The following is a 21343-nucleotide window of genomic DNA, read 5'->3' as shown; positions in this document are numbered from 1 at the left end:
ATGAGCCTGCAGGGACTCCACGGCTTGTCCAGAGCCGTCACAGATGAGGTGTGGGCCCTTCGCAAAGTATGAGTTTGCGAAGGGCCCACGGTGTGTCCGGCGTGATGTCCGAACGACCAGCAAGGAGTCGGTTGGCTCGCGCCACCTCATCACCGGTGGTGGTCACCAGGACGAACCTGGATCGCGAATCCGCGACGGTGCCTTGCGGTCAGCGCCTCGTCTCCGAGGTGCGTAGGACAGTTCTAGCCCCCTTCTCTGACAAGCGCAAGGGGTCCGCGCAAAAAACTTCAGAAACTTTGGCGGACACCGGCGTGTCGTGTCGCTCCTGTCCGCCGGACGTGCATCGGGAACCCGATGATCTGACGGCCCGGCGGGTCTGCCGGCTCCGGGGAGCAGCGCTTCCTAGGCTGGTCCGGTGAGCGATCGATACGGCACCGATGTCCTGTCCGGCGACTGGCGCGCCCCGCGCGGCGGACGCGCCGTCGCCACGGAGGCCGAGCACGGTCTGGTCGTCGAGGACGTGCAGACCGGCTTTGTCGGGGCAGTCGTCCGGGTCGAGAAGGCCGGCGGTATGCACGTGGTCCATCTGGAGGACCGCCGTGGGCGCACGAGGGGCTTCCCCCTGGGGCCCGGGTTCCTGCTCGACGGCAGACCGGTCGTGCTGACCGCCCCGACGGCGGCGGCGCACCAGGCCCTGGCCGAGGCCCGGGCGAGAACGTCGCGCACGGCCAGCGGCTCCCGCGCGGTGGCGCACTCCCCCGCCAAGGTCGCCGCGGGCTCCCGCATCTTCGTCGAGGGTCGTCACGACGCCGAGCTCGTCGAGAAGATCTGGGGCGACGACCTCCGCGTCGAGGGGGTCGTCGTCGAGCTCCTCGAGGGCGTGGACGACCTGTCCGCGGTGATCCGTGACTTCGCGCCCACCCGGGAGCGGCGGATGGGCGTGCTCGTGGACCACCTGGTGCCGGGCACCAAGGAGGACCGGATCGTCCGTGCCGCTGAGAAGCTCCCGCAGTCGCGGTGGGTGCGGATCCTCGGCCACCCCTATGTCGACGTGTGGCAGTCCGTCCGTCCGGCACGGCTCGGCCTCGACGCCTGGCCGGTCATCGAGCGGGGGCGGCCGTGGAAGCAGTCCGTCCTGGCCGAGCTCGGTCTCGCACACAGCACGCAGGCCGATGTTGCGCGAGGATGGAAACAGATCCTGGCCACCGTGCGTTCCTACAGTGACCTCGAACCCTCGCTGCTGGCCAGTGTCGAGGAACTGATCGACTTCGTCACCGTCCCCCAGGAGGACTGACATGACCGACAACCCGCAGTGGCAGCCGGGCCAGCCCCCACCGCCGCCCTCAGACCCCTCCCAGCAGCCGTATGCCGGTCAGCCTCAGCAGCCGTATGCCGGTCAGCCTCAGCAGGCCTACCAGCGCCGGCCCGAGGGCGAGGAGCGCACCTGGATGATCCTCGCGCACCTGTCGGCCCCGATCGCCATGATCGTCAGCGCCGGCTGGCTGACCATCCTCGGTCCGCTGCTGGTGTGGCTGTTCAAGAAGGACAGCAGCCCTGCCGTGCGCCAGGCCGCCGCGGGCGCCTTCAACTTCAACCTGTCGTTCTGGGTGATGACGGTGATCGGCTGGATCTGCTTCCTCACGATCATCCTGATCCCGGTCGCCGTCGTCATCTGGATCATCGTGTTCCTGGTCGCCCTCTACGCGCACCTGCGCGGCGCCTGGCTTGCCTCGAAGGGACAGGTCTACACCTACCCGTTCCAGCTGCCGGTCCTCTCCTGACCCATTCTTGGGGAGGATCGGACCGCCTGCAGCGTGATTTTGGGGAGGATCGGACCGCCTGCAGCGTGATTTTGGGGAGGATCGGACCGCCTGCAGCGTGATTTTGGGGAGGATCGGACCGCCTGCAGCGTGATTTTGGGGAGGATCGGACCGCCTGCAGCGTGATTTTGGGGAGGATCGGACCGCCTGCAGCGTGATTTTGGGGAGGATCGGACCGCCTGCAGCGTGATTTTGGGGAGGATCGGACCGCCTCGTGCATCACTGCGGGGAGGATGAGAGCACTCGCGCCCGGAGCGACCGGTTGTTCCGATCGTCCCTCACGATGGGCGACGAGCGTTCCCACTCTCCCCAAAAATGGGCGACGAGCGTTCCTACTCTCCCCAAGAATTGGCGACGAGCGTTCCCACTCTCCCCAAAAATGGGTCAGCTGGCGAGAAGGCGGTGCACGACCGTGTCGGCCAGGAGCCGCCCGCGCACGGTGAGGACCGCCCTGCCCCGCAACGCGGCGCGGCCGTCGACCAGGCCGTCGGCGATCAGGCCGGCGACCGTCGCACGGCCCGCCCCCTCGATGAGCCCCAGGTCCAGGCCCTCGACCAGACGGACCCCCAGCAGGACCTCCTCGTCGTGGCGCTGGGTCGGGGTGAGGACCTCGCGGCCGGCACCGGGGGAGACACCTGAGGCGACCCGATCGGCATACGGCGCAGGGTGTTTCACATTCCACCACCGCACGCCGCCGACGTGGCTGTGCGCGCCCGGGCCGATACCCCACCAGTCCGCCCCGCGCCAGTAGTTGACGTTGTGCAGACAGCGGTTGTGCTCGGCCCGGGCCCAGTTGCTGATCTCGTACCAGCCGTAGCCGGCGCCGCTGAGCAACCGGTCGGCCAGCTCGTACTTGTCCGCCTCGTCATCGTCGTCCGGCATCGTCACCAGGCCGCGCCGCACCTGGGTCGCCAACCGGGTCCCCTCCTCGACCACGAGCGCGTAGGCAGAGACGTGGTCCGGCTCCAGCGCCACGACCGCGTCCAGGCTGGCCCGCCAGTCCTCCAGGGACTCCCCCGGCGTGCCGTAGATGAGATCGAGGCTCACCTGCATCCCCGCACCCCGCACGGCGGAGACCGCCGTGCGCACGTTGGCCGGGTCGTGGGTGCGGTCCAGCGTCGCCAGGACGTGTGGCACGGCCGACTGCATGCCCAGGCTCACCCGGGTGAAGCCCCCAGCAGCCAGCTCCTCGGCCACGGCCGGAGTGATCGTGTCCGGGTTGGCCTCGGTCGTCACCTCCGCGTCAGGGACCAGGCCGAACTCCTCGCGGATGCCGTCCAGCACCCGGACCAGGTCGCGCGGCGGGAGCATCGTGGGTGTGCCGCCTCCCACGAAGACGGTGCTGACCGCCGGGACCACAGCGCCCGCTCGCCCGGTGCTGTGCGGCTCCTCGCCGCGGCCGTCCTCCAGGACCGCACGCGCCAGCCGCAGCTCGGCCAGCGCCGCGTCGGCGTAGGTGTCGACGGTGGCGCCGTGACCGCCCAGCTCCGGCACGGTGTAGGTGTTGAAATCGCAGTAGCCGCACCGCACCCGGCAGAAGGGGACGTGCACGTAGATGCCGAGAGGCCGCTCCCCCACTCCGGCGGTCGCACCCTCCGGGAGCCGACCGTCCACGGGCACGGGCTGACCCACTGGCTGTGCTGACGGCATACCCCATTGTCTCAGGTGCGGAGCGGTTGCCAGACGCTTTCGAAACGGTGCCGTCGCCCGCCGTTCACCGAGGTCTTCTACCCTGCCCGCGTGCAGCAACAGCTACGTGAGTACATCGACCGCCTGCGCGCAGAGGGTTACACCGTGCGCGACGACCACGGCTCCGACCCGGACCTGATCGCCCCGGACGGGCGCGCGGTGGACACGTGGCGGGAGGACTACCCGTACGACAGCCGCCTGTCACGTAGCTACTACGAGGTGGAGAAGTGGCTGCTCCAGGTCGAGCTGCTGAAGTTCCAGTACTGGCTCAAGGACATCGGCAAGCGCGCCGTCATCGTCTTCGAGGGGCGGGACGCGGCCGGTAAGGGCGGGGCGATCAAGCGGTTCATGGAGCACCTGAACCCACGTGGCGCACGCGTGGTCGCGCTCACCAAACCCACCGAGAAGGAGCGTGGCCAGTGGTACTTCCAGCGGTACGTCGAGCACCTGCCGACGGCCGGTGAGATCGTCCTGTTCGACCGGTCCTGGTACAACCGCGCCGGCGTCGAGCGGGTGATGGGCTTCTGCACCGACGACGAGTACGAGACGTTCATGGGGCAGGCGCCGGTGTTCGAGCAGATGATCGCCGACAGCGGCACCCACCTCACGAAGTTCTGGTTCTCGGTGACCCAGTCCGAGCAGCGCACGCGCTTCGCCATCCGCCAGCTCGACCCGGTGCGCCGCTGGAAGCTCTCCCCGATGGACCTGGAGTCGTTGGACAAGTGGGAGTCCTACACCGCGGCCAAGGAGGAGATGTTCCGCCGCACGGACTCCGACCACGCGCCGTGGACCACGATCAAGAGCAACGACAAGAAGCGTGCCCGCCTCAACGCGATGCGCTCCTTCCTGGGTCAGTTCGACTACGCCGACAAGGACCACAGCGTGGTGCTGCCGCCGGACCCGCAGCTGGTCAAGCGGGCCAGGTTCACCACCGGCGACTGACACCGATCTCCCGGCCGGGAGTCGCTGCTGCAGGGCGGCGGGGACCTGGCACCTGCTCCGTGCTCAGAGCAGCCCGCGGTCCCGGGCCAGCGCGGCAGCCTCGGTCCGACCGTTGGCACCGAGCTTGGCCAGGATGTTGGACACGTGCACGCTGACCGTCTTGGTGCTGATGAACAGCTGCTTGCCGATCTCCCCGTTGGTGCGTCCCTGCGCCACCAGCGTCAGGACCTCGCGCTCGCGCGGGGTGAGGTCGGCTGCGGACGCACCCGACCGGGGCGCCCCGGCCTGGTCCAGCTGGGCCAGCTCGGCCAGCAGCGGGAGGGCCCCCAGCCTCGCCGCGGTGGCGTGGGCCAGCTCCACCTGCTCCCGGACCCGGGCGGTGTCGCCCAGGGCGCGCAGCACCGCCGCCAGCCGGGCCCGGGACCGCGCCACCTCGAACGGGTGACCCAGCGCCTCGAAGGCGTCCACGGTCTCCTCCCAGGCGCGGCGCAGCTCCTCGACCTCCGGTGCGTCGACCCCCGCCAGCCAGCGCACCCTCAGCACCTCGGCCTGCAGGCGCTCCTGCCAGGCCCGGCCCTCCGGACCCTGCGGCCGGTCGGCGTCCCCACCGGTGGGTTGCTGCGCAGCCGCCGTGACCCGCAGCGCACGGGCGACCACGTCGGGGCGCGCGGACTGCGCCACCGTGCTGATGTTGGCGCCGAGCTGCCCGACGAGCAGGGCCGCCAGGCGGACCTGCGCGTGGAACCACGGGACGCCCCACTGGTTCGCCACGCCCGCAACGACCTCGTCGTGGGCCTCGGCCGCCCGGTCCACCCGCCCGTCGTCACCGTAGGCGTCGATGGCAGCGCCACCGGCCAGGATGCCGTTCCAGCCGTCCTCGGTCCAGGTGCGGCGAGACCGGTCGGCCATGCTGATGGCCGCGGGGTCCCCCCTGCCGGCGGCGACCTGCAACCGGAGGGACTCCAGGAGGACGCGCAGTGCAGGGGGCGCCACCTGCCCGGTGGTGTCCGCGATCCGCTCGGCGGCCACCCAGTCCCCCAGCATGTAGGACGTGAGTCCGGCCAGCAGCCGGGCATCGAAACCGTAGGGTGCCCAGACCCTTCCGGTCCGACGGGCCAGCGCAGCGGCATCGCTGTAGGCCGACCGGGCGGCCGGCAGGTCACCGGTCTCCATCAGGGCACCGCCGAGCTGGTGGAGCCCGCGCACGAGCGCCGAGGGCTCCCCACTCTCGCGGGCCTGCGCCACGACGTCCGAGAGCGCCTCGACCGAGGCCTCCGGGTCGCCCAGGAACTGCTGCAGGCGGGCCAGCGTCGTGGCGGCGTCGACCGCCGTGCCCGGCAGTCCCAGCTCGTCGGCGAGGTCCAGCGCTGCCTGGGCGGACCGGACCGCATCATCGAAGTGGGAGGCCCGGACGTGCGCCCGGGCGTGCACGGCGAGGGCGGTCGCCCGCAGCGGCCGCGGCTCGTCGCCGATGAGCTCCAGCGCCTGCGTGGTCGAGGTGAGCGGGCTCACGCTGTCGTCGTCGTCGAGCAGGGCCGCCCGGGCGTACTGCAGGAGGAGCAGCGCGTGGTCGTCCCCGTCCTGCGGCGCCCGCGCCGGCTCGAGGGCCGCCCTCAGCAGGGCGGCGGAGCGCAGGGCATGGCCGGAGTCGAGCAGCGCCTCCCCCGCCCGGAGCGTCAGGTGCAGCCGGTCGACCTGCGTCTGCTCGGCCAGCGCCGGGTCCTCCAGCAGCTGGAGCGCCAGCTGGTAGTGCTCGGCCGCCTCGTCCGGACCGCCCACCACCATGGCGTCGTCGCCGGCCTCGATGCTCGCCGTCACCGCCGTCACCAGGTCGTGGGCCGCCCTGGCGTGCCGGGCCAGCTCGGCCGAGGCACCGAGGGCCCCGCGACCGGTCAGCGCGGTCACGTAGGCCCGGTGCAGCCGGCTGCGCTCCCCGGGCAGCAGGTCGTCGTAGACGGCCTCGGCCAGCAGCGCGTGCCGGAAGGAGTAGGCGGCACCGTCGGGCACCAGGACGTTGGCCTCCACCGCCGCGCGGAGGGCGGTGTCCAGGTCGCTGTCGCTCAGCTCGACGACCGCGGCCAGCAGGTCGTGGCTCACCCGGCGACCGGCCACTGCGGCGGCGCGCACCAGGGCCTGTCCCGACGCATCGAGCCGGTCCAGGCGCAGGAGCAGGATGTCGGCGAGGTCTGCGGGCAGGGAGGTGCGGTCGCTCTCGCTGGCCTCCAGCAGCTCCTCGGCGAAGAAGGCGTTGCCCTCAGCGCGCCGGACGATCTCACGCACCCGGTCCTCGGGCAACGCCCCTCCGTGCGTCTGCGCCTCGTGGGCCGTGCGGACCAGGGTGCGCACGTCCGCGTCCGGCAGCGCCTCCAGGTGCAACCGCTCGACCCCCGGGATGCGCCCCCACTCGGTGACCGCGCTCCGCAGGGGGTGCCTGCGGTGCAGGTCGTCGCTGCGGTAGGACACGACCAGGCTCACCGGCGTGTCGAAGCCACGCCCGAACAGGAAGGAGATCATGTCGCGGGTGGACCGGTCGGCCCAGTGGGCGTCCTCCAGGACCACCAGCACCGGCGCCTGCTCCCCCAGGTCCTGCAGCGCCCCGTGCACCGCCTCGAACAGCTCGCCGCGCGCCATCCCGTCGTCCCCCGAGCCTCCCCCGGGTCCCCCCGAGCCTCCCCCGGGTCCCCCCAGGCCTCCCCCGGGCCCCCCACCGACCGGCTGGCTCGCGGCGACCCCTCCGGACGGCATACCCCCTCGCAGTCGTCGTCCCGGCTGCAGCCGGTTGATCGCCGGGCGTGCCTCGTGCAGCAGCCCGGCGCGCTCGGGCGCCAGCGCCGCCAACCGGCCGAACACCTCGGTGAACGGCAGGTAGGGCAGCCCGCTGTCGCCGAAGTCGAGACAGTGGCCGACCAGCATCGTCCACCCGGCGAGCTGCGCCCGGTCACCGACCTCCCGCAGCAGCCGGGTCTTGCCGACACCGGCGTCGCCGCCGAGCACGACAGCAGCCGACACCGGGTCGCTCCCGATGCCGGCTGCCGCCGTCAGGTGATCGATCTCGCGCGCCCGCCCGACGAGCGGGGTCTGCGTCTGGGGTGTGGCCACGTCCTCCATCATCGCTGCCCCCACGGGTCAGCGCGCAAGAGCCACGCGGCCAGAGCCCGGGGTCGACTGCCGAACTGCCCGGCGGCGCCGCACGGGGCGACCCCACGAGCGCCGCAGCTCCTCGCGGCGGTAGTCGATCTCGCTGCTCAGGTAGGGCTGGTAGGTGGTGAACATCTGGTGCTCCGATCCGGTTCGCGGATCCCTGGTGGACCCTGCTCATCCAGAGTCGGCCGCTGAGGTAGGCCACCACATCGGAGGAACTCCCTAACTGTCGGTGGCCGGCTACCTCAGATCGGATGTCTGCGCAGGTCGCGGCTACCTCAGGCGCCGGATCGCTCACTCTCCAGCAGCCTCTTGAGCCGCGCGAGGTCCTTGGTCGTCGCGGCCCTCATCGCCCGGGCCATGACGCCGGCGCCGACTGCCGCGAAGCCGGTCGGGCGACCGGAGTTGGCCAGGGTCATCCGGGTGCCTCCCGCGCCGGCTGGCTCCCAGGTGTAGGTCGTGCGCATCGGGAACGGCCTCCCGTCGGTCTCCATGACGAGCCGGGTGCCGGGCACGTGCTCGGTGACCTCGTAGACGTACGCCAGGCGCCGGCCGAGGAAGTGCGCGACGAAGGCGAACCGGCTGCCGACCAAGAGGGGTGGGGCCGTCCGCCACTCCACGCTGCGGATGTTGGCGTACCACCGGGGTGCGTTCGAGGGGTCACCGGCGAAGGCACTGACCTCGGCCAGCGGGCGGTCGATCACGGTCTCGACGAGCACGTCCACGGCCATGAGCCCAGTGTCTCACCAGCGGCCCCGCGACCTCTCAGCGGCGGCGGTAGGCCAGGTCGGTGATCTCGCGCCCGACCGCGGTGCCCTTCCGCTCGAACCGGGTCACCGGCCGCAGCGGGGCACGCTCGGTCGACACCAGCTCCAGTCGTGGCTCGGCGTCGAGCACCTGCCGCATGTGGGCGGCGTAACCATCGATGTCCGTGGCCAGCCGCCACAGGCCACCCTGCTGCAGCACCCGGCAGACCGTGTCGGTGAACTCTGGCCCGACGAGGCGGCGGTGCTGCTGCCGGCGCTTGGGCCAGGGGTCGGGGAAGTAGGTCCACAGCTCTGCCACCGAGCCCTCCCCCAGCATCGTGGACAGGGCCACCGCCGCGTCGACCTCGATGAACCGCAGGTTGGGCAGGGGCTCCTCGAGCAGCCGGTGCAGGCACTGCCCGATGCCGGGACGCCACACCTCCAGGGCGAGGAAGTCGGTGCCAGGCAGTGCCCGCGCGCCGGCGAGCAGGGCGTCACCGGAGCCGGCGCCGACCTCCACGATCAGCGGCGCCTCCCGTCCGAACACCTCTGCGACGTCGAGGGAGTATGCCGCGTCGACCGTTGTCGAGCCACCGTCCCGTGGGACGTCGATCACGTACTGCCCGGAGAGCGCGTCGTAGGCGTCCTGGTGGCGCGGGGGCATCCGTCCCCCGCGCCGGGTGAAGGATCGCGTGCGGGACAGGTAGCCGGTGGGCACGCCCCGCTCCGTCGTCAGCTGCGCGGTCCGGGGGCTGTCGGTCGCGTCGGGTGCCGCGTTCACTTCTTGGCCTTCTCGGCCCCACCGCCGTCCTGGGACAGCGCGGCGATGAAGGCCTCCTGGGGCACCTCGACCGAGCCGACCATCTTCATCCGCTTCTTGCCCTCCTTCTGCTTCTCCAGCAGCTTGCGCTTGCGGCTGATGTCACCGCCGTAGCACTTGGCGAGCACGTCCTTGCGGATCGCGCGGATGTTCTCACGGGCGATGACACGGGCGCCGATGGCGGCCTGGATCGGCACCTCGAACTGCTGCCGCGGGATGAGCTCCTTGAGCTTGCCGGCCATCATCACCCCGTAGGCGTAGGCCTTGTCACGGTGCACGATGGAGCTGAAGGCGTCGACCGCCTCGCCCTGCAGCAGGATGTCGACCTTGACCAGGTCGGCCTCCTGCTCCCCGTCGGGCTCGTAGTCCAGGGAGGCGTAGCCCCTGGTGCGGGACTTCAGGGCGTCGAAGAAGTCGAAGACGATCTCGGCCAGCGGCAGGGTGTAACGCATCTCGACGCGCTCCGGGGACAGGTAGTCCATGCCCCGCAGGGTGCCGCGCCGGTTCTGGCACAGCTCCATGATGCTGCCGATGAACTCGCTCGGCGCCAGGATCGTCGCCCGCACCACCGGCTCCGTGATGGTGGCGACCTTGCCGCCCGGGAACTCGCTGGGGTTGGTCACCTCGATCTGCGTGCCGTCCTCCATGCCCACCTGGTAGACCACGTTGGGCAGGGTGGAGATCAGGTCCAGGTCGTGCTCGCGCTCCAGCCGCTCCCGCACGATCTCCAGGTGGAGCATGCCGAGGAAGCCGACGCGGAAGCCGAAGCCGAGCGCCGCCGAGGTCTCCGGCTCGTAGACCAGGGCCGCGTCGTTGAGCTTGAGCCGGTCCAGCGCGTCCCGCAGCACCGGGTAGTCCGACCCGTCGATCGGGTACAACCCGGAGAAGACCATCGGCTTGGGGTCCTTGTAGCCCCCGAGAGCCTCCGAGGCCGGCTTCACCGCCGTGGTGACCGTGTCACCGACCCTGGACTGGCGCACGTCCTTCACACCGGTGATCAGGTAGCCGACCTCGCCGACTCCCAGCCCCTTGGACGGGATCGGCTCCGGCGAGCTGACGCCGATCTCGAGCAGCTCGTGCGTCGCCCGGGTCGACATCATCGCGATCTTCTCGCGGGGGCTGAGGTTGCCGTCGATGACGCGCACATAGGTGACCACGCCACGGTAGGTGTCATAGACCGAGTCGAAGATCATCGCCCGGGCCGGTGCGGAGTCGTCGCCGGTCGGGGCGGGCAGGGTGCGCACGATCGTGTCGAGCAGCTCGGTGACGCCCACGCCAGTCTTGCCGGACACCCGCAGGACGTCCTCGGGCTCGCACCCGATCAGCCCGGCCAGCTCCTCGGCATACTTCTCCGGCTGCGCGGCCGGCAGGTCGATCTTGTTGAGCACCGGGATGATGGCCAGGTCGTTCTCCATGGCCAGGTAGAGGTTGGCCAGGGTCTGCGCCTCGATGCCCTGCGCGGCGTCGACCAGCAGGACCGCACCCTCGCAGGCAGCCAGCGAGCGGCTCACCTCGTAGGTGAAGTCCACGTGCCCCGGCGTGTCGATCATGTTGAGGACGTGGGCGACCTCGCGGCCACTCTCGTCGGCCACGGCCCAGGGAAGTCGCACCGCCTGCGACTTGATGGTGATGCCGCGCTCCCGCTCGATGTCCATCCGGTCGAGGTACTGCGCCCGCATCAGGCGCTGTTCGACCACGCCGGTCTCCTGGAGCATCCGGTCGGCCAGGGTGGACTTGCCGTGGTCGATGTGCGCGATGATGCAGAAGTTGCGGATCAGCTCAGGCGGCGTCGCACTGGGCTGCGGCGCGGAGTGGACGATCGGTGACACGCTGGCGAACCTCGGGGTTGTCGGGACAGTCCCTCTAGTCTCCCACGTGCTGGCTAGGGTGATCGCCATGTCAGCCCTGGAACGTCTGCTGGACGCGGCCCGTCGTCTGATCGGGTCCGCGCGCACCCGCCGCCACCCTCCCGAGGACGTGCCGGCCACGAGCGGCTATGCCGGGGACTATGCGGGAACACCGCAGATCACCTACGCACCGGTGGAGGACGCGCTCCCGGATCCGGGCGAGGTCGTGTGGGCCTGGGTGCCCTACGAGGAGGACCACGGCAAGGGCAAGGACCGCCCGGTGCTGGTGATCGGCCGCGACGGTGACCTGCTGCTCGCGCTGCAGCTGAGCAGCCAGGACCATGACCGGGACGCCGCGGACGAGGCCCGGTGGGGACGCTACTGGGTCGATGTGGGCACCGGTGCCTGGGACAGCCGCAACCGCCCGAGTGAGGCACGGGTCGACCGGATCCTGCGGCTGGCCCCCACCGCCGTGCGCCGGATCGGCGCGCAGCTGGACCGCGAACGCTTCGACGAGGTGGCCGCCGGCGTCCGCGAGCACGCTAGGTAGTCCGGCGGAGCCGGTCGACGCGGCCGGTCCAGTACCCGACCCAGACCGTGCCCAGCAACCCGATGACGCCGGCGACCAGGCAGGCCACGACCAACGGCGTCACCGCGAGCAGGGCCGCGAGTCCGACCGGACCGCCCGTGGCCCCCACGTCTCCGGCGAAGCGCCAGGCACCGAGGAACTGGGCACGCCCCACCCGCGGGGAGGCGTCCGCGCCGAGCGTCATCAGGATCCCGGCGCCCAGACCGTTGCCCAGGGCCATCAGCAGCGCGACCGCGGTCACGGCGAGGACCCCGCCGGCCAGCGGCAGCAGCAGGGTGCCGACCGCCACGGCCAGTACGACCGGAACGGCCACGAACTGCCGGCCCCGGTGGTCCATCAGCCAGCCGGCCGGGTAGAACAGCAGCATGTCCAGCGCGGCGGCGACCCCGAACACCAGGGACGTCTCGGCCGGGGTCATGTGCACGTGCTCGGCCCACAGTGGCAGCAGGGTCGTGCGCAGCGCCCGGGACGCGGAGATGACCACCACGACACTGCCCAGCACGACCAGCACCCGGCGGTGGGCGCGCATCACCGACCACACCGACAGGTGCCCGGTGACGGCCTGCTCCCGGCGCCCCTCGGCCCCGGGGTCGGGCATCACCAGGGCGATGCCTGCAGCCACGACGGCCGCGCCGGCCGCCAGCCAGAAGACGCCCCGGATCCCCCACGGCTGGACCACGAGGGCTCCGAGGAGGGGCCCGACGAAGAGCCCGATCCGGTGCGACCCCCCGAGCATGGACAGCGCCCTGGCGCGGTAGCCCTCGGGAACGACCTCGATCATGAACTGCTGCCGGGCCAGGAGGAACACGGTCCACGTCATGCCGCTGAGCAACACCGCGGCACCCAACCACAGCACGGTCTCCGACAGCCCCGCACCGATCATCGCGACCGCGTCCAGCAGGCCGGCACCGACCAGGGCACGCCGCTCGCCGATGCGCGCGACGAGCGCACCGGCCGGCAGGGAGGCGAGCAGCTGTCCGATCCCCAGCAGCGCCACCACGAACGCCGCCGTGCCGAGGTCCGCCCCGAGCTCGCGGGCCCGCAGGGCGAGCAGCGGCAGGACCGCACCGTGGCCGATCGCGCTGACCACCGTCGGCCCGTAGGCGGTGACGGCCACGTCACGCAGCCGGAACTCGGGGCTCACCCGTCGCATCCTGTCACCACCCTCTGCCACGATGGGGCGATGGCACAGGACAGGCAGACCCTCGAGCGCTGGGAGGAGTTCGGCGGCGTATGGCGCGTGGTCGCCGCCGACGACCGGGCCGCCACGGTGTCGATGTGCCGGTGCGACGGGGGTGAGGAGGTGCAGCGCCTCACCACCGAGGATCCCGACCTGGTGGCCTGGCTGGTCGAGCACCCGGAGTCCGGCTGAGGTGAGCCGGGTCGGTGGGCTCACGTTCCGGTCCTCTCGCGCGTCTACCCGGTGATGAACATGATGCAGCCGTTCGAGCACGCCGTGACCGAGCACGGACCCACCGTCCTGCGGGTGGTCCGGGCGGTGCTCGGCCCCGGCCCCGATGCCGACGACGCCTGGTCCGAGACGTTCCTGGCGGCGTTGCGTGCCTGGCCGGACCTGCCGGAGGACACCAACGTGCAGGCCTGGCTGGTCCGCGTCGCGCACCGCAAGGCGATCGACGTCACCCGTGGGACTGCCCGCCGGGCCGTGCCCACCGACCTGGTCCCGGACCGCCCGTCGACCACCGGCCTGCCGGAGTCGGCCGAGCCCGACCTGTGGGCGGCCGTCGGTGCGCTGCCCGAGCGGCAGCGGCTCTCGCTGGCCTACCACTACCTCGGCGGGCTCCGGCACACCGAGACCGCCGAGCTGATCGGCGGCACACCCGAGGCCGTGCGCCGGGCCGCCGCCGACGGCATACGAGCCCTTCGCCGCACCTATGCCCCGGAAGGAGCACCCCGATGATGATGATGACGACGACTGATCCGACCAGCGACACCCAGGAGACCGGGCACCAGCACAGCGACAGCGACCTGCTGCACCGGCTGGCCACCCCGACAGAGCTGGCCGGCCTGCACCGGCTGCTGGAGATCCGCGCGGAGCAGGAGGGGCTGCTCGACGTGGCCTACCGCACGGTCGACTCCCCCGTCGGTGCCCTGCTGCTGGCGGCCACGGGCACCGGACTGGTCCGCGTGGCCTACGAGCGGGAGGACTTCGACGCCGTGCTGGAGACCCTGGCCGCTCGACTCGGGCCCCGCGTGCTGCGCGCACCGAGACGCCTGGACGGCGCCGCCGTCCAGCTCGAGGAGTACTTCGCCGGCGCTCGGACCCGCTTCGACCTGCCCCTGGACCGCACCCTGTCGAACGGCTTCCGCGGACAGGTGCACGCCTACCTGCCGCAGATCGGCTACGGCAGCACACAGTCCTACCGCGAGGTGGCGGCCCATCTCGGCAACCCGCGCGCGGTCCGGGCCGTGGGGAGCGCCTGTGCGACCAACCCGCTACCGATCGTGGTGCCCTGCCACCGCGTGCTGCGCAGCGACGGAGGCCTGGGCGGCTACCTCGGAGGCACCCAGGCCAAGACCACTCTGCTGGGGCTGGAGCACGCGGCGTGAGCGGACGGACCTACCAGCTGGTGGGGGCCGACGGCGGGACCTACGCCAGCCCGACACCGGGCACGGTCGGCGGGCACCGGCGCACCCGGGTGTACGGACGGCTCGACTGCCCGGCCGCCCAGCGGGCGATCGCCCGCGGCGGGTACGTCGGGCACCGCGTCTTCCTGGCTGACGAGGAGACGGCTGTCGCGGCGGGCTACCGGCCGTGCGCACGGTGCCTGCCCCGGCAGTATGCCGTGTGGCGGGCCGGGCGGTCCGCACTGTCGGTGGTCGGTGCAAGGATCCCTCACATGATGAGCACAGAAACGCCCCTGGTGGAGGGTGAGGACGGTCTGGCTCGTCCGGGGTGGGCCTCGGTCGATCCGATGCTGCGCGACTACTACGACACCGAGTGGGGCATGCCCGTCCGCGACGAGCGCGGACTCTTCGAGCGGCTCAGCCTCGAGGCCTTCCAGTCCGGGCTGTCCTGGGCCACGATCCTGCGCAAGCGACCAGCCTTCCGGGCGGCCTTCGACGACTTCGACCCCGACGTGGTGGCCGGCTACGGGGAGCGCGACGTCGAGCGGTTGATGGGCGACGCCGGCATCGTGCGCAACCTCGCCAAGATCCGCGCCACGATCACCAATGCCCGGGCGACGGTGCGACTGCGGGACAAGGGCGGCCTGGCGGAGTTCATCTGGTCGTTCCGGCCGGAGTGCACGCCCGAGCCACGCACCTACGACGAGGTGCCCACCACCTCGCCGGAGTCCGTCGCCCTGGCCCGCGCGCTGCGCCGAGAGGGCTTCGCCTTCGTGGGTCCGACGACGATGTTCGCCCTCATGGAGGCAGTGGGCATCGTGGACACGCACCTGGTCGGGTCTCACCGACGGGGCAGCTCCGGGGTGTGGCCCGCCTGAAGGTCGTCGGGCGCAGCCGCCAGCGGTGACGGCATCAGGCAGGATGTCCAGGGGCCCTGCCCGGGCCCGGTCGCATGCAACGGAGGTCTGGCGCGATGACTGTCGACACCCTCGACGATCTGCTCGACAGGGAGCTGACTCCGGCCGTCATGCGGGCGGCCTCCGAGATCGCCGCCACCCTCGGTGACGGCGAGGTCACCGACCTCGTGGACCGGCTGGCACCGGCTCGGGGTGCGCTGCTCTTCCGGGTGCTGCCCAAGGACCGCGCCCTCGCCGTCTTCGAGGGACTGGAGGCTGGCCACCAGGCCGACCTGATCTCGGCCCTGCGGGAGGCCGACGTCGTGGGCTTCTTCGAGGCCATGGACCCCGACGACCGGGTCACCCTCCTGGACGAGCTGCCCGCGAGTGTCGCCGAGCGGCTCCTGTCCGGGCTGGACCCACGTGAGCGCGACCTGACCGCCGTCGTCCTGGGCTACCCACGCCGATCCATCGGCCGCCGCATGTCTCCGGAGTTCGTCTCGGTGCACGTGCAGGACACCGTCGGGCAGGCCATGGCGCGGGTCCGTGCCCGGCTCCTGGACGCCGAGACCGTCTACACGGTCCCGGTGGTCGAGCAGGGCCGGGTGCTGGTCGGGGTGGTCGGGCTCCGTCGGCTGCTGGCCACCGAGCCCGACACGCCGGTGGCCGACGTGATGCGACCGGTCGAGTCCGGGTTGGTCACCGAGGACGCCGAGCGCGCTGCCCGCCGGTTCCTCGACCGCAAGCTGCTGGGCATGCCGATCGTCGATGCCGAGCAGCGCCTGGTCGGCATCGTGACCGTCGATGACGCCCTGGCGATCATCGAGGAGGCCGAGTCCGAGGACCAGGCGCGCCAGGGTGGTTCGGAGGCGCTGCGCCGCCCCTACCTGTCCACCGCGGTCACCGGGCTCGTGCGCTCGCGCATCCTCTGGCTCCTCGTGCTGGCCGTCTCGGCGGTCCTGACCGTGCAGGTGCTGGAGATCTTCGAGGCGACCCTCGCGGAGGTCGTGGTCCTGGCCCTGTTCATCCCGCTGCTCACCGGCACCGGCGGCAACACCGGCAACCAGGCCGCCACCACGGTCACCCGGGCCCTCGCCCTCGGTGACGTGACCCCCCGGGACATCGGCCGGGTGTTGTTCCGGGAGGTCCGCGTGGGTGCGCTGCTCGGTGCGGTCCTGGGAGTCCTGGGGTTCTCCGTGGCCACCCTGGTCTACGGCACGCAGATCGGGATCGTCATCGGGCTCACCCTGCTGTCCGTGTGCACCATGGCCGCTGTGGTCGGCGGCGCGATGCCCATCATCGCCCAGACCCTGCGCGCCGACCCGGCGGTCTTCTCCAACCCGTTCATCTCCACCTTCTGTGACGCGACCGGCCTGGTGATCTACTTCCTCATCGCCCGGGCCGTTCTCGGTCTGTGACGTCGCCCGGCTGAGCGACCCGCGACCGACAGCCTGCGCCTCGCCGCCCCGACCGGCTCAGCGACCCGCAATACCACGGCCGGGGGGCTTCGCCCCGGGGCTCCCCGGTGTGGGGCGGCCACGCCGGTCCGGGGAGACTCCCCGGGTGGACATCGTGTCAGTGATCATCCCGTTCTTTGCCCTGGTGCTGATCGGGTACCTCGCCGCGCGCAGCCGGGCCCTGCCCCTGGAGGCCGTGGCGGGACTGAACAGCTACGTGCTCTACTTCGCGCTCAGCGCCCTGTTGTTCCAGCTCGGGGCACGCACACCCGTGGTCGAGCTGCTCGACCCGGTCCTGATGCTGCTGTGGCTGGTCGCCGGGCTGCTGGTCATGGCTCCGGCCGTGGCGATCGCGCGCCGCAGTGGACGCGGGTGGCTCGATGCCTCCTTCGGTGGGCTCATCGCGGTGCTGCCCAACTCCGGCTTCATGGGGCTCCCTCTGATCGCGGCCCTCGTCGGTGCGGACTCGGGCGGACCGATCATCACCAGCCTGCTGGTCGACATCGTCCTCATGCAGTCGCTGGCGATCGCGCTCTCCCAACGTGCCCGCGGAGGTCACAGCGGCGTGCGGGCTCAGGTCGCGGCAGCGCTGTCACGCGTCTCCAGGAACCCGATGCCCTGGGCCATCGTGCTCGGTGCCGCCTGGGGCGTGACGGGACGACGCCTCCCGGGCCCGCTCGACGACGTCCTGACCATGCTGGCGGAGTCCGCCACCCCCGTCGCACTGTTCACCATCGGGGCCGTGCTGGCCCGTCAGCAGATGCGGGCGCGGGCCGCCGGCGAGCGTCCCACGGCGCTGCTGTCCGGGGACGTTCCCTGGCTCACCGTCCTCAAGCTGGCTCTCCACCCCGTCGCGGTCTGGCTCCTCGGCCTGGCCGCGATCGGGGCGGGACTGCCGCTGGAGGAGTCCGCCCTCGTGGTCCTGGTGCTGGTGGCCGCGCTCCCCTCGGCGACGAACGCGTCGATGCTGGCCGAGCGGCTGGGGGCGGACAACGGCAGGATCGCCTCGGTGATCCTGACCTCCACAGCCCTGGGATTTGCCACGTTCACACTCGCGGTCACGCTGCTGGTCTGAGGTCGGATCAGGCCGCGGCAGCCCACGAACGGAAAACGAGACCGCCTCGTCAACTGACGAGGCGGTCTCGTTGTCGTCCACCTGGGTGGAGCTGAGGGGACTCGAACCCCTGACCCCCTCCATGCCATGGAGGTGCGCTACCAGCTGCGCCACAGCCCCTTACGGAACCAGGAGAGTTTACCCATACGGCCCCCTGTTCCACCAAATCGCCGAGCCACCGCGGAGCGCTACCGCGTGAGCACCGCCGACACCGCGATCGACGTGTGGTCAGCGGTCGCTGGTGGAGACCACCGACTCGCTCACACCCACGTTCCAGGACAGCATCCGCCAGCCGGTGCGGTGCTCGGCGAGCTCAGCCCAGTGGCAGTTGCGCAGTCCTCCCATCGACAGCCACGCCTGGTGCTGGTCGAGACCGATGAGCGCCGCCACCAGGGTGCGCCCTGTGACGCCGTGGGTGACCAGCGCGAGGGTGCCGTCCGGGGGCAGCTCGGCCAGGAGCTCCCCGGTGACCTCCATGACCCGTTCCTGGACGTGTGCGACCGACTCGCCGTGCTCGCCACGGACCACGTCCTCCCCCCGGGAGATGGCGGCGACCGTCTCCGGGTACCTCTCCGCGACGTCGCCCTGGGTGAGTCCCTGCCAGGCGCCGACGTGGATCTCACGCAGGCGGGCGTCATACTCGACCGGCACCCCCGTGGTCTCCCCCAGCACGGCCGCCGTGTGCGCCGCCCGGCGCAGGTCACTGGAGACGATCCGGCTGGGCGCGAGGGTCGCCAGCGCCGTGGCGGCCTCGCGAGCCTGGGCCTCACCACGCACCGAGAGGTCGGTGTCGAGCTGGCCCTGCCAGATGCCACCGGCGTTGTGCTCGGTCTCCCCGTGCCGCCAGACGATCAGCCGCCGCACCACTCAGGCCTCGGGCAGCGTGACGACCGGGCAGTCCTTCCACAACCGCTCGAGGTCATAGAAGTCGCGCTCCTCGGTGTGCATCACGTGGACGACGATGTCACCGAAGTCCATGAGCACCCAGCGCCCCTCACGCTGGCCCTCGCGACGCAGCGTCTTGGCCCCCAGCTCGAGCAGACGCTCCTCGATGGCGTCCACGATGGAGGCCACCTGACGCTCGCCGGGGGCCGAGGCGATGACGAAGATGTCGGTCAGGGCCAGCTGTCCACTGACATCGAGACCGACGACCTCCTCGGCGAGCTTGTCCTGCGCGGCGTGGGCCGCGGCACGGGCGAGATCCAGGGCGCGTGCTGTCGCTGCCACTCACTGCTCCTTGTAGAGGTCGTACTTGCCGATGTACTGCACGACGCCGTCCGGCACGAGGTACCAGACCGGCTCGCCCTGCTGCGTGCGTTCGCGGCAGTCGGTCGAGCTGATGGCCATCGCGGGGACGTTGAGCAGGGTGACCCGGTCCTCGGGCAGTCCTGCGTCGGTGAGCTCGTGGCCCGGCCTGGTGACGCCGACGAAGTGCGCGAGCTCAAACATCTTGGCCGCGTCCTTCCACGACAGGATCTGGGCCAGGGCGTCGGCACCGGTGATGAAGTAGAGGTCGTCGTCGGGACGCTGCGAGCGCAGATCGCGCAGGGTGTCGTAGGTGTAGGTCGGACCGCCGCGGTCGATGTCGACCCGGGAGACGGTGAAGCGCGGGTTGGACGCGGTCGCGATGACCGTCATCAGGTAGCGGTGCTCCGGGGGGCTGACCCTGCGGTCGTCCTTGCGGTAGGGCTGTCCGGTCGGGACGAAGACGACCTCATCCAGCCCCAGGAGGGCGGCCGCCTCGCTGGCGGCGACGAGGTGGCCGTGGTGGATGGGATCGAAGGTGCCACCCATCACGCCCAGACGCATCAGTGGTGACTACCCGGGCGCCCGTCAGGGGCGCCGGAACCGAGGTCGTCGTGGTGGTGCGCGACCGGGTCGAGCGCCAGGCTGTTGCGGAAGGACCAGAGCAGGCCGAGGAGCGCCAGGGCGATCACGATGGTGATCACGCCGTACCAGATCGGGTTGAACGGGAGCTCCTTGCCGTGGTGGACGACCTCGGCACCCTGCAGCAACACATGCGTCATGGGCCCAGACTACCGTGCCGCCTACAGTTGCCCCATGCACCCGGAGCTGTCGGTCGTCATCCCGATGTATGACGAGGAGCAGGTCCTCCCCCTGCTCGTGGACCGGTTGCGCCCCGTGCTGGACGGCCTGGATGCCTCCTACGAGGTCCTTGCGGTGGACGACGGCTCCCGCGACCAGACTCCCGTGCTGCTACAGCGCTACCGCCGCGAGTGGCCCCAGCTGCGGGTGCTGCGCCTGCGCGCCAACGCCGGGCACCAGGCCGCGATCTCCGCAGGCCTGAGCGCCGCCCGCGGTGACTGGCTGGTCACCCTCGATGCCGACCTGCAGGACCCGCCGGAGCTGATCGCCGAGATGATGACGCTGGCCACCGGCGGCGAGGTCGATGTCGTCTACGGCATCCGCACCGACCGCCGCAGCGACTCCGCCTTCAAGCGGCTCACGGCCAAGGCGTTCTATGCGGGCATGCGTGCGGCCGGGGCCAAGGACCTGCCGGACAACGCCGGGGACTACCGGCTGATGTCCCGTGCGACGGTCGACGCCGTCAACGCGCTTCCCGAGCACCACCGGGTGCTGCGCCTGGTGATCCCCTCGCTGGGTTTCCCGTCGGCGAGCGTGGGCTACACCCGCGAGGCGCGCGCCGCGGGCGGCTCGAAGTATCCGCTCGCGAAGATGGTCCGCCTGTCGGTCGACAGCCTCACCGGCTTCTCCCTCACGCCCCTGCGCCTGGCGACCTGGTTCGGCCTCGGCGGCTTCCTGGCCGCGGTCGGGCTCCTGCTCTATGCGCTGATCGCCAAGCTGACCGGCCTGACCGTGGCCGGCTGGACCTCGACAGTGGTCATCGTCGCAGCCGTCGGGGCCGTGCAGCTGCTCTGCCTGGGCATCATGGGCGAGTACGTCGGCCGGATCTACACCACCTTGCAGCGCAGGCCGACCTACTACGTCGCCTACGACTCCCTCAGCGCGGGGGCCGACGAGCCGTCACGAACACCGACACGCCGGGAGCACGACTGACGGGGAGCAGCCGCTCGAGCCGCACCACTCCGGTGAGCGCGGCGTTGACCAGCGGGTGCGGCGCGTCCAGGTCGCTGCCCTGCGAGCGCCTGCGGTGCAGTGCCACGACCGGACGCAGCAGCACCATCCACGAGCGGGCCTCGAGGACCTCCAGCCCGGCCGCGGTCAGCAACCCCAGGAACTCCCTGGCCTCGTAGCGTCGCTCGTGGCCCACAGCGACGTCGTGCTCGGACCAGAGCCGCTGGTCCACGGGAACGGCGGCGACCAGCAGGCCGCCGGGTCGCAGGACGCGGTGGATCTCCGCTGCTGCGCGCTCGTGGTCCGGGAGGTGCTCGAGGACGTCGAGGGCGGTCACCAGGTCCAGGGAGCCGTCGGCGACGGGCAGCTGCTGGGCGTCGGCCCTGATCACCTGCAGTCCCCGCTCGTGGGCCACCTCGGCACCCTCGGCGCTGAACTCCAACGCGAGCACGTCCCAGCCCAGGGACTGCAGCACCCGGGTGTTGCCACCGCCGGCGGCGCCGATGTCCAGGGCCTGCCCCGGGGGCAGGTCACGGACCCGGCGGTGCACCAGGTGTCGTCGCTCGCGGTACCACCAGTGGTCGTCCTCGAGCGCGACCAGCTTGCGGATCTCGGCACCCTCCATGGAAGGGCATCCTG

General features: G+C 71.5%; 23 protein-coding genes, 1 tRNA gene and 1 pseudogene. 12 read left to right on the top strand and 13 right to left on the bottom strand.

The window, feature by feature from the left end:
• The first annotated feature begins 415 nt into the window (after positions 1-415).
• Complete coding sequence (locus DA085_RS13520; protein WP_109473511.1) at positions 416-1294, top strand: DUF3097 family protein; 879 nt, start codon at positions 416-418, stop codon at positions 1292-1294.
• 1 nt (position 1295) lies between these two features.
• Positions 1296-1781 carry a DUF4870 domain-containing protein gene (locus DA085_RS13515; protein WP_109473510.1) on the top strand — a complete coding sequence of 162 codons (486 nt, stop codon included), beginning with the start codon at positions 1296-1298 and terminating at the stop codon, positions 1779-1781.
• Positions 1782-2204: 423 nt separating this feature from the next.
• On the opposite strand, the gene hemW is transcribed toward DA085_RS13515, so the two are convergent.
• On the bottom strand, positions 2205-3470 hold the full coding sequence (gene hemW, locus DA085_RS13510) for a radical SAM family heme chaperone HemW (RefSeq protein ID WP_109473509.1): 1266 nt from the start codon (positions 3468-3470) through the stop codon (positions 2205-2207).
• 90 nt (positions 3471-3560) lie between these two features.
• Here hemW and ppk2 point away from each other — a divergent pair, with 90 nt between their 5' ends.
• Positions 3561-4451 carry a polyphosphate kinase 2 gene (gene ppk2 / locus DA085_RS13505; protein WP_109473508.1) on the top strand — a complete coding sequence of 297 codons (891 nt, stop codon included), beginning with the start codon at positions 3561-3563 and terminating at the stop codon, positions 4449-4451.
• 63 nt (positions 4452-4514) lie between these two features.
• Here ppk2 and DA085_RS21875 read toward each other — a convergent pair whose 3' ends face one another.
• The 5 genes from DA085_RS21875 to lepA form a co-directional block, all read right to left on the bottom strand.
• Complete coding sequence (locus DA085_RS21875; protein WP_202619237.1) at positions 4515-7550, bottom strand: helix-turn-helix transcriptional regulator; 3036 nt, start codon at positions 7548-7550, stop codon at positions 4515-4517.
• A 27-nt stretch (positions 7551-7577) separates the two neighbouring features.
• The gene (locus tag DA085_RS20990) at positions 7578-7724 is read right to left on the bottom strand and encodes a hypothetical protein (RefSeq protein ID WP_154402202.1); all 147 of its coding nucleotides are present in this window, start codon (positions 7722-7724) and stop codon (positions 7578-7580) included.
• 146 nt (positions 7725-7870) lie between these two features.
• On the bottom strand, positions 7871-8323 hold the full coding sequence (locus tag DA085_RS13495; protein ID WP_109473506.1) for an SRPBCC family protein: 453 nt from the start codon (positions 8321-8323) through the stop codon (positions 7871-7873).
• Positions 8324-8357: 34 nt separating this feature from the next.
• Entirely contained in the window at positions 8358-9119 is a 762-nt protein-coding gene (gene trmB, locus DA085_RS13490; RefSeq protein ID WP_237565506.1) for a tRNA (guanosine(46)-N7)-methyltransferase TrmB, read from the bottom strand.
• Complete coding sequence (lepA, locus tag DA085_RS13485; RefSeq protein ID WP_237565505.1) at positions 9116-10987, bottom strand: translation elongation factor 4; 1872 nt, start codon at positions 10985-10987, stop codon at positions 9116-9118. Before lepA ends, trmB begins: the two co-directional genes overlap by 4 nt.
• A gap of 67 nt (positions 10988-11054) precedes the next feature.
• Here lepA and DA085_RS13480 point away from each other — a divergent pair, with 67 nt between their 5' ends.
• Positions 11055-11555, top strand: coding sequence for a type II toxin-antitoxin system PemK/MazF family toxin (locus DA085_RS13480; protein ID WP_109473504.1), 501 nt, complete (start codon positions 11055-11057; stop codon positions 11553-11555).
• Here DA085_RS13480 and DA085_RS13475 read toward each other — a convergent pair.
• Positions 11548-12747 (bottom strand): MFS transporter, encoded by a 1200-nt coding sequence (locus tag DA085_RS13475; RefSeq protein ID WP_109473503.1) that lies wholly within the window; start codon positions 12745-12747, stop codon positions 11548-11550. The genes DA085_RS13480 and DA085_RS13475 overlap by 8 nt on opposite strands.
• Positions 12748-12777: 30 nt before the next feature.
• On the opposite strand from DA085_RS13475, the gene DA085_RS13470 reads away from it, so the two are divergent.
• The 7 genes and pseudogenes from DA085_RS13470 to DA085_RS13445 all read left to right on the top strand — a co-directional run bounded on the left by DA085_RS13470 (position 12778) and on the right by DA085_RS13445 (position 17608).
• The gene (locus tag DA085_RS13470; protein ID WP_109473502.1) at positions 12778-12966 is read left to right on the top strand and encodes a hypothetical protein; all 189 of its coding nucleotides are present in this window, start codon (positions 12778-12780) and stop codon (positions 12964-12966) included.
• Between the two features lie 60 nt (positions 12967-13026).
• Positions 13027-13512 carry an RNA polymerase sigma factor gene (locus tag DA085_RS13465; protein ID WP_109473501.1) on the top strand — a complete coding sequence of 162 codons (486 nt, stop codon included), beginning with the start codon at positions 13027-13029 and terminating at the stop codon, positions 13510-13512.
• A gap of 2 nt (positions 13513-13514) precedes the next feature.
• Positions 13515-14162 (top strand): methylated-DNA--[protein]-cysteine S-methyltransferase, encoded by a 648-nt coding sequence (locus DA085_RS13460; RefSeq protein WP_419866511.1) that lies wholly within the window; start codon positions 13515-13517, stop codon positions 14160-14162.
• Positions 14159-14374, top strand: a pseudogene (locus tag DA085_RS21870) (metal-binding protein); the annotation flags it as partial. The gene DA085_RS13460 and the pseudogene DA085_RS21870, both read left to right, overlap by 4 nt.
• An 81-nt stretch (positions 14375-14455) precedes the next feature.
• Positions 14456-15058, top strand: coding sequence for a DNA-3-methyladenine glycosylase I (locus tag DA085_RS21650; RefSeq protein WP_272914492.1), 603 nt, complete (start codon positions 14456-14458; stop codon positions 15056-15058).
• A gap of 95 nt (positions 15059-15153) precedes the next feature.
• Complete coding sequence (mgtE, locus tag DA085_RS13450) at positions 15154-16494, top strand: magnesium transporter (protein WP_109473499.1); 1341 nt, start codon at positions 15154-15156, stop codon at positions 16492-16494.
• Between the two features lie 145 nt (positions 16495-16639).
• On the top strand, positions 16640-17608 hold the full coding sequence (locus DA085_RS13445; protein ID WP_109473498.1) for an AEC family transporter: 969 nt from the start codon (positions 16640-16642) through the stop codon (positions 17606-17608).
• 86 nt (positions 17609-17694) lie between these two features.
• On the opposite strand, the gene DA085_RS13440 is transcribed toward DA085_RS13445, so the two are convergent.
• The 5 genes from DA085_RS13440 to DA085_RS13420 all read right to left on the bottom strand — a co-directional run bounded on the left by DA085_RS13440 (position 17695) and on the right by DA085_RS13420 (position 19674).
• A tRNA-Ala gene (locus DA085_RS13440) sits at positions 17695-17767 on the bottom strand.
• A gap of 108 nt (positions 17768-17875) precedes the next feature.
• The gene (locus DA085_RS13435) at positions 17876-18514 is read right to left on the bottom strand and encodes a histidine phosphatase family protein (RefSeq protein WP_237565502.1); all 639 of its coding nucleotides are present in this window, start codon (positions 18512-18514) and stop codon (positions 17876-17878) included.
• On the bottom strand, positions 18515-18874 hold the full coding sequence (gene rsfS, locus DA085_RS13430) for a ribosome silencing factor (protein WP_109473497.1): 360 nt from the start codon (positions 18872-18874) through the stop codon (positions 18515-18517).
• A complete protein-coding gene (gene nadD, locus DA085_RS13425; RefSeq protein WP_272914490.1) occupies positions 18875-19456 on the bottom strand; it encodes a nicotinate-nucleotide adenylyltransferase in 582 nt (193 codons plus the stop codon). It lies immediately after the preceding gene.
• Complete coding sequence (locus tag DA085_RS13420; RefSeq protein WP_154402201.1) at positions 19456-19674, bottom strand: hypothetical protein; 219 nt, start codon at positions 19672-19674, stop codon at positions 19456-19458. Before DA085_RS13420 ends, nadD begins: the two co-directional genes overlap by 1 nt.
• Positions 19675-19708: 34 nt before the next feature.
• Here DA085_RS13420 and DA085_RS13415 point away from each other — a divergent pair, with 34 nt between their 5' ends.
• Positions 19709-20686, top strand: coding sequence for a glycosyltransferase family 2 protein (locus DA085_RS13415; RefSeq protein WP_109473495.1), 978 nt, complete (start codon positions 19709-19711; stop codon positions 20684-20686).
• Here the strand turns inward: DA085_RS13415 and DA085_RS13410 are convergent.
• Positions 20631-21329 carry a class I SAM-dependent methyltransferase gene (locus tag DA085_RS13410; protein ID WP_109473494.1) on the bottom strand — a complete coding sequence of 233 codons (699 nt, stop codon included), beginning with the start codon at positions 21327-21329 and terminating at the stop codon, positions 20631-20633. The genes DA085_RS13415 and DA085_RS13410 overlap by 56 nt on opposite strands.
• Positions 21330-21343 lie beyond the last annotated feature (14 nt).

Source organism: Ornithinimicrobium cavernae (assembly GCF_003121625.1).
GTDB classification, from domain to species: Bacteria; Actinomycetota; Actinomycetes; order Actinomycetales; family Dermatophilaceae; genus Ornithinicoccus; species Ornithinicoccus cavernae.
Note: the sequence above shows the minus strand (reverse complement) of the source record. Positions and strands in the feature narration are given on the sequence as shown.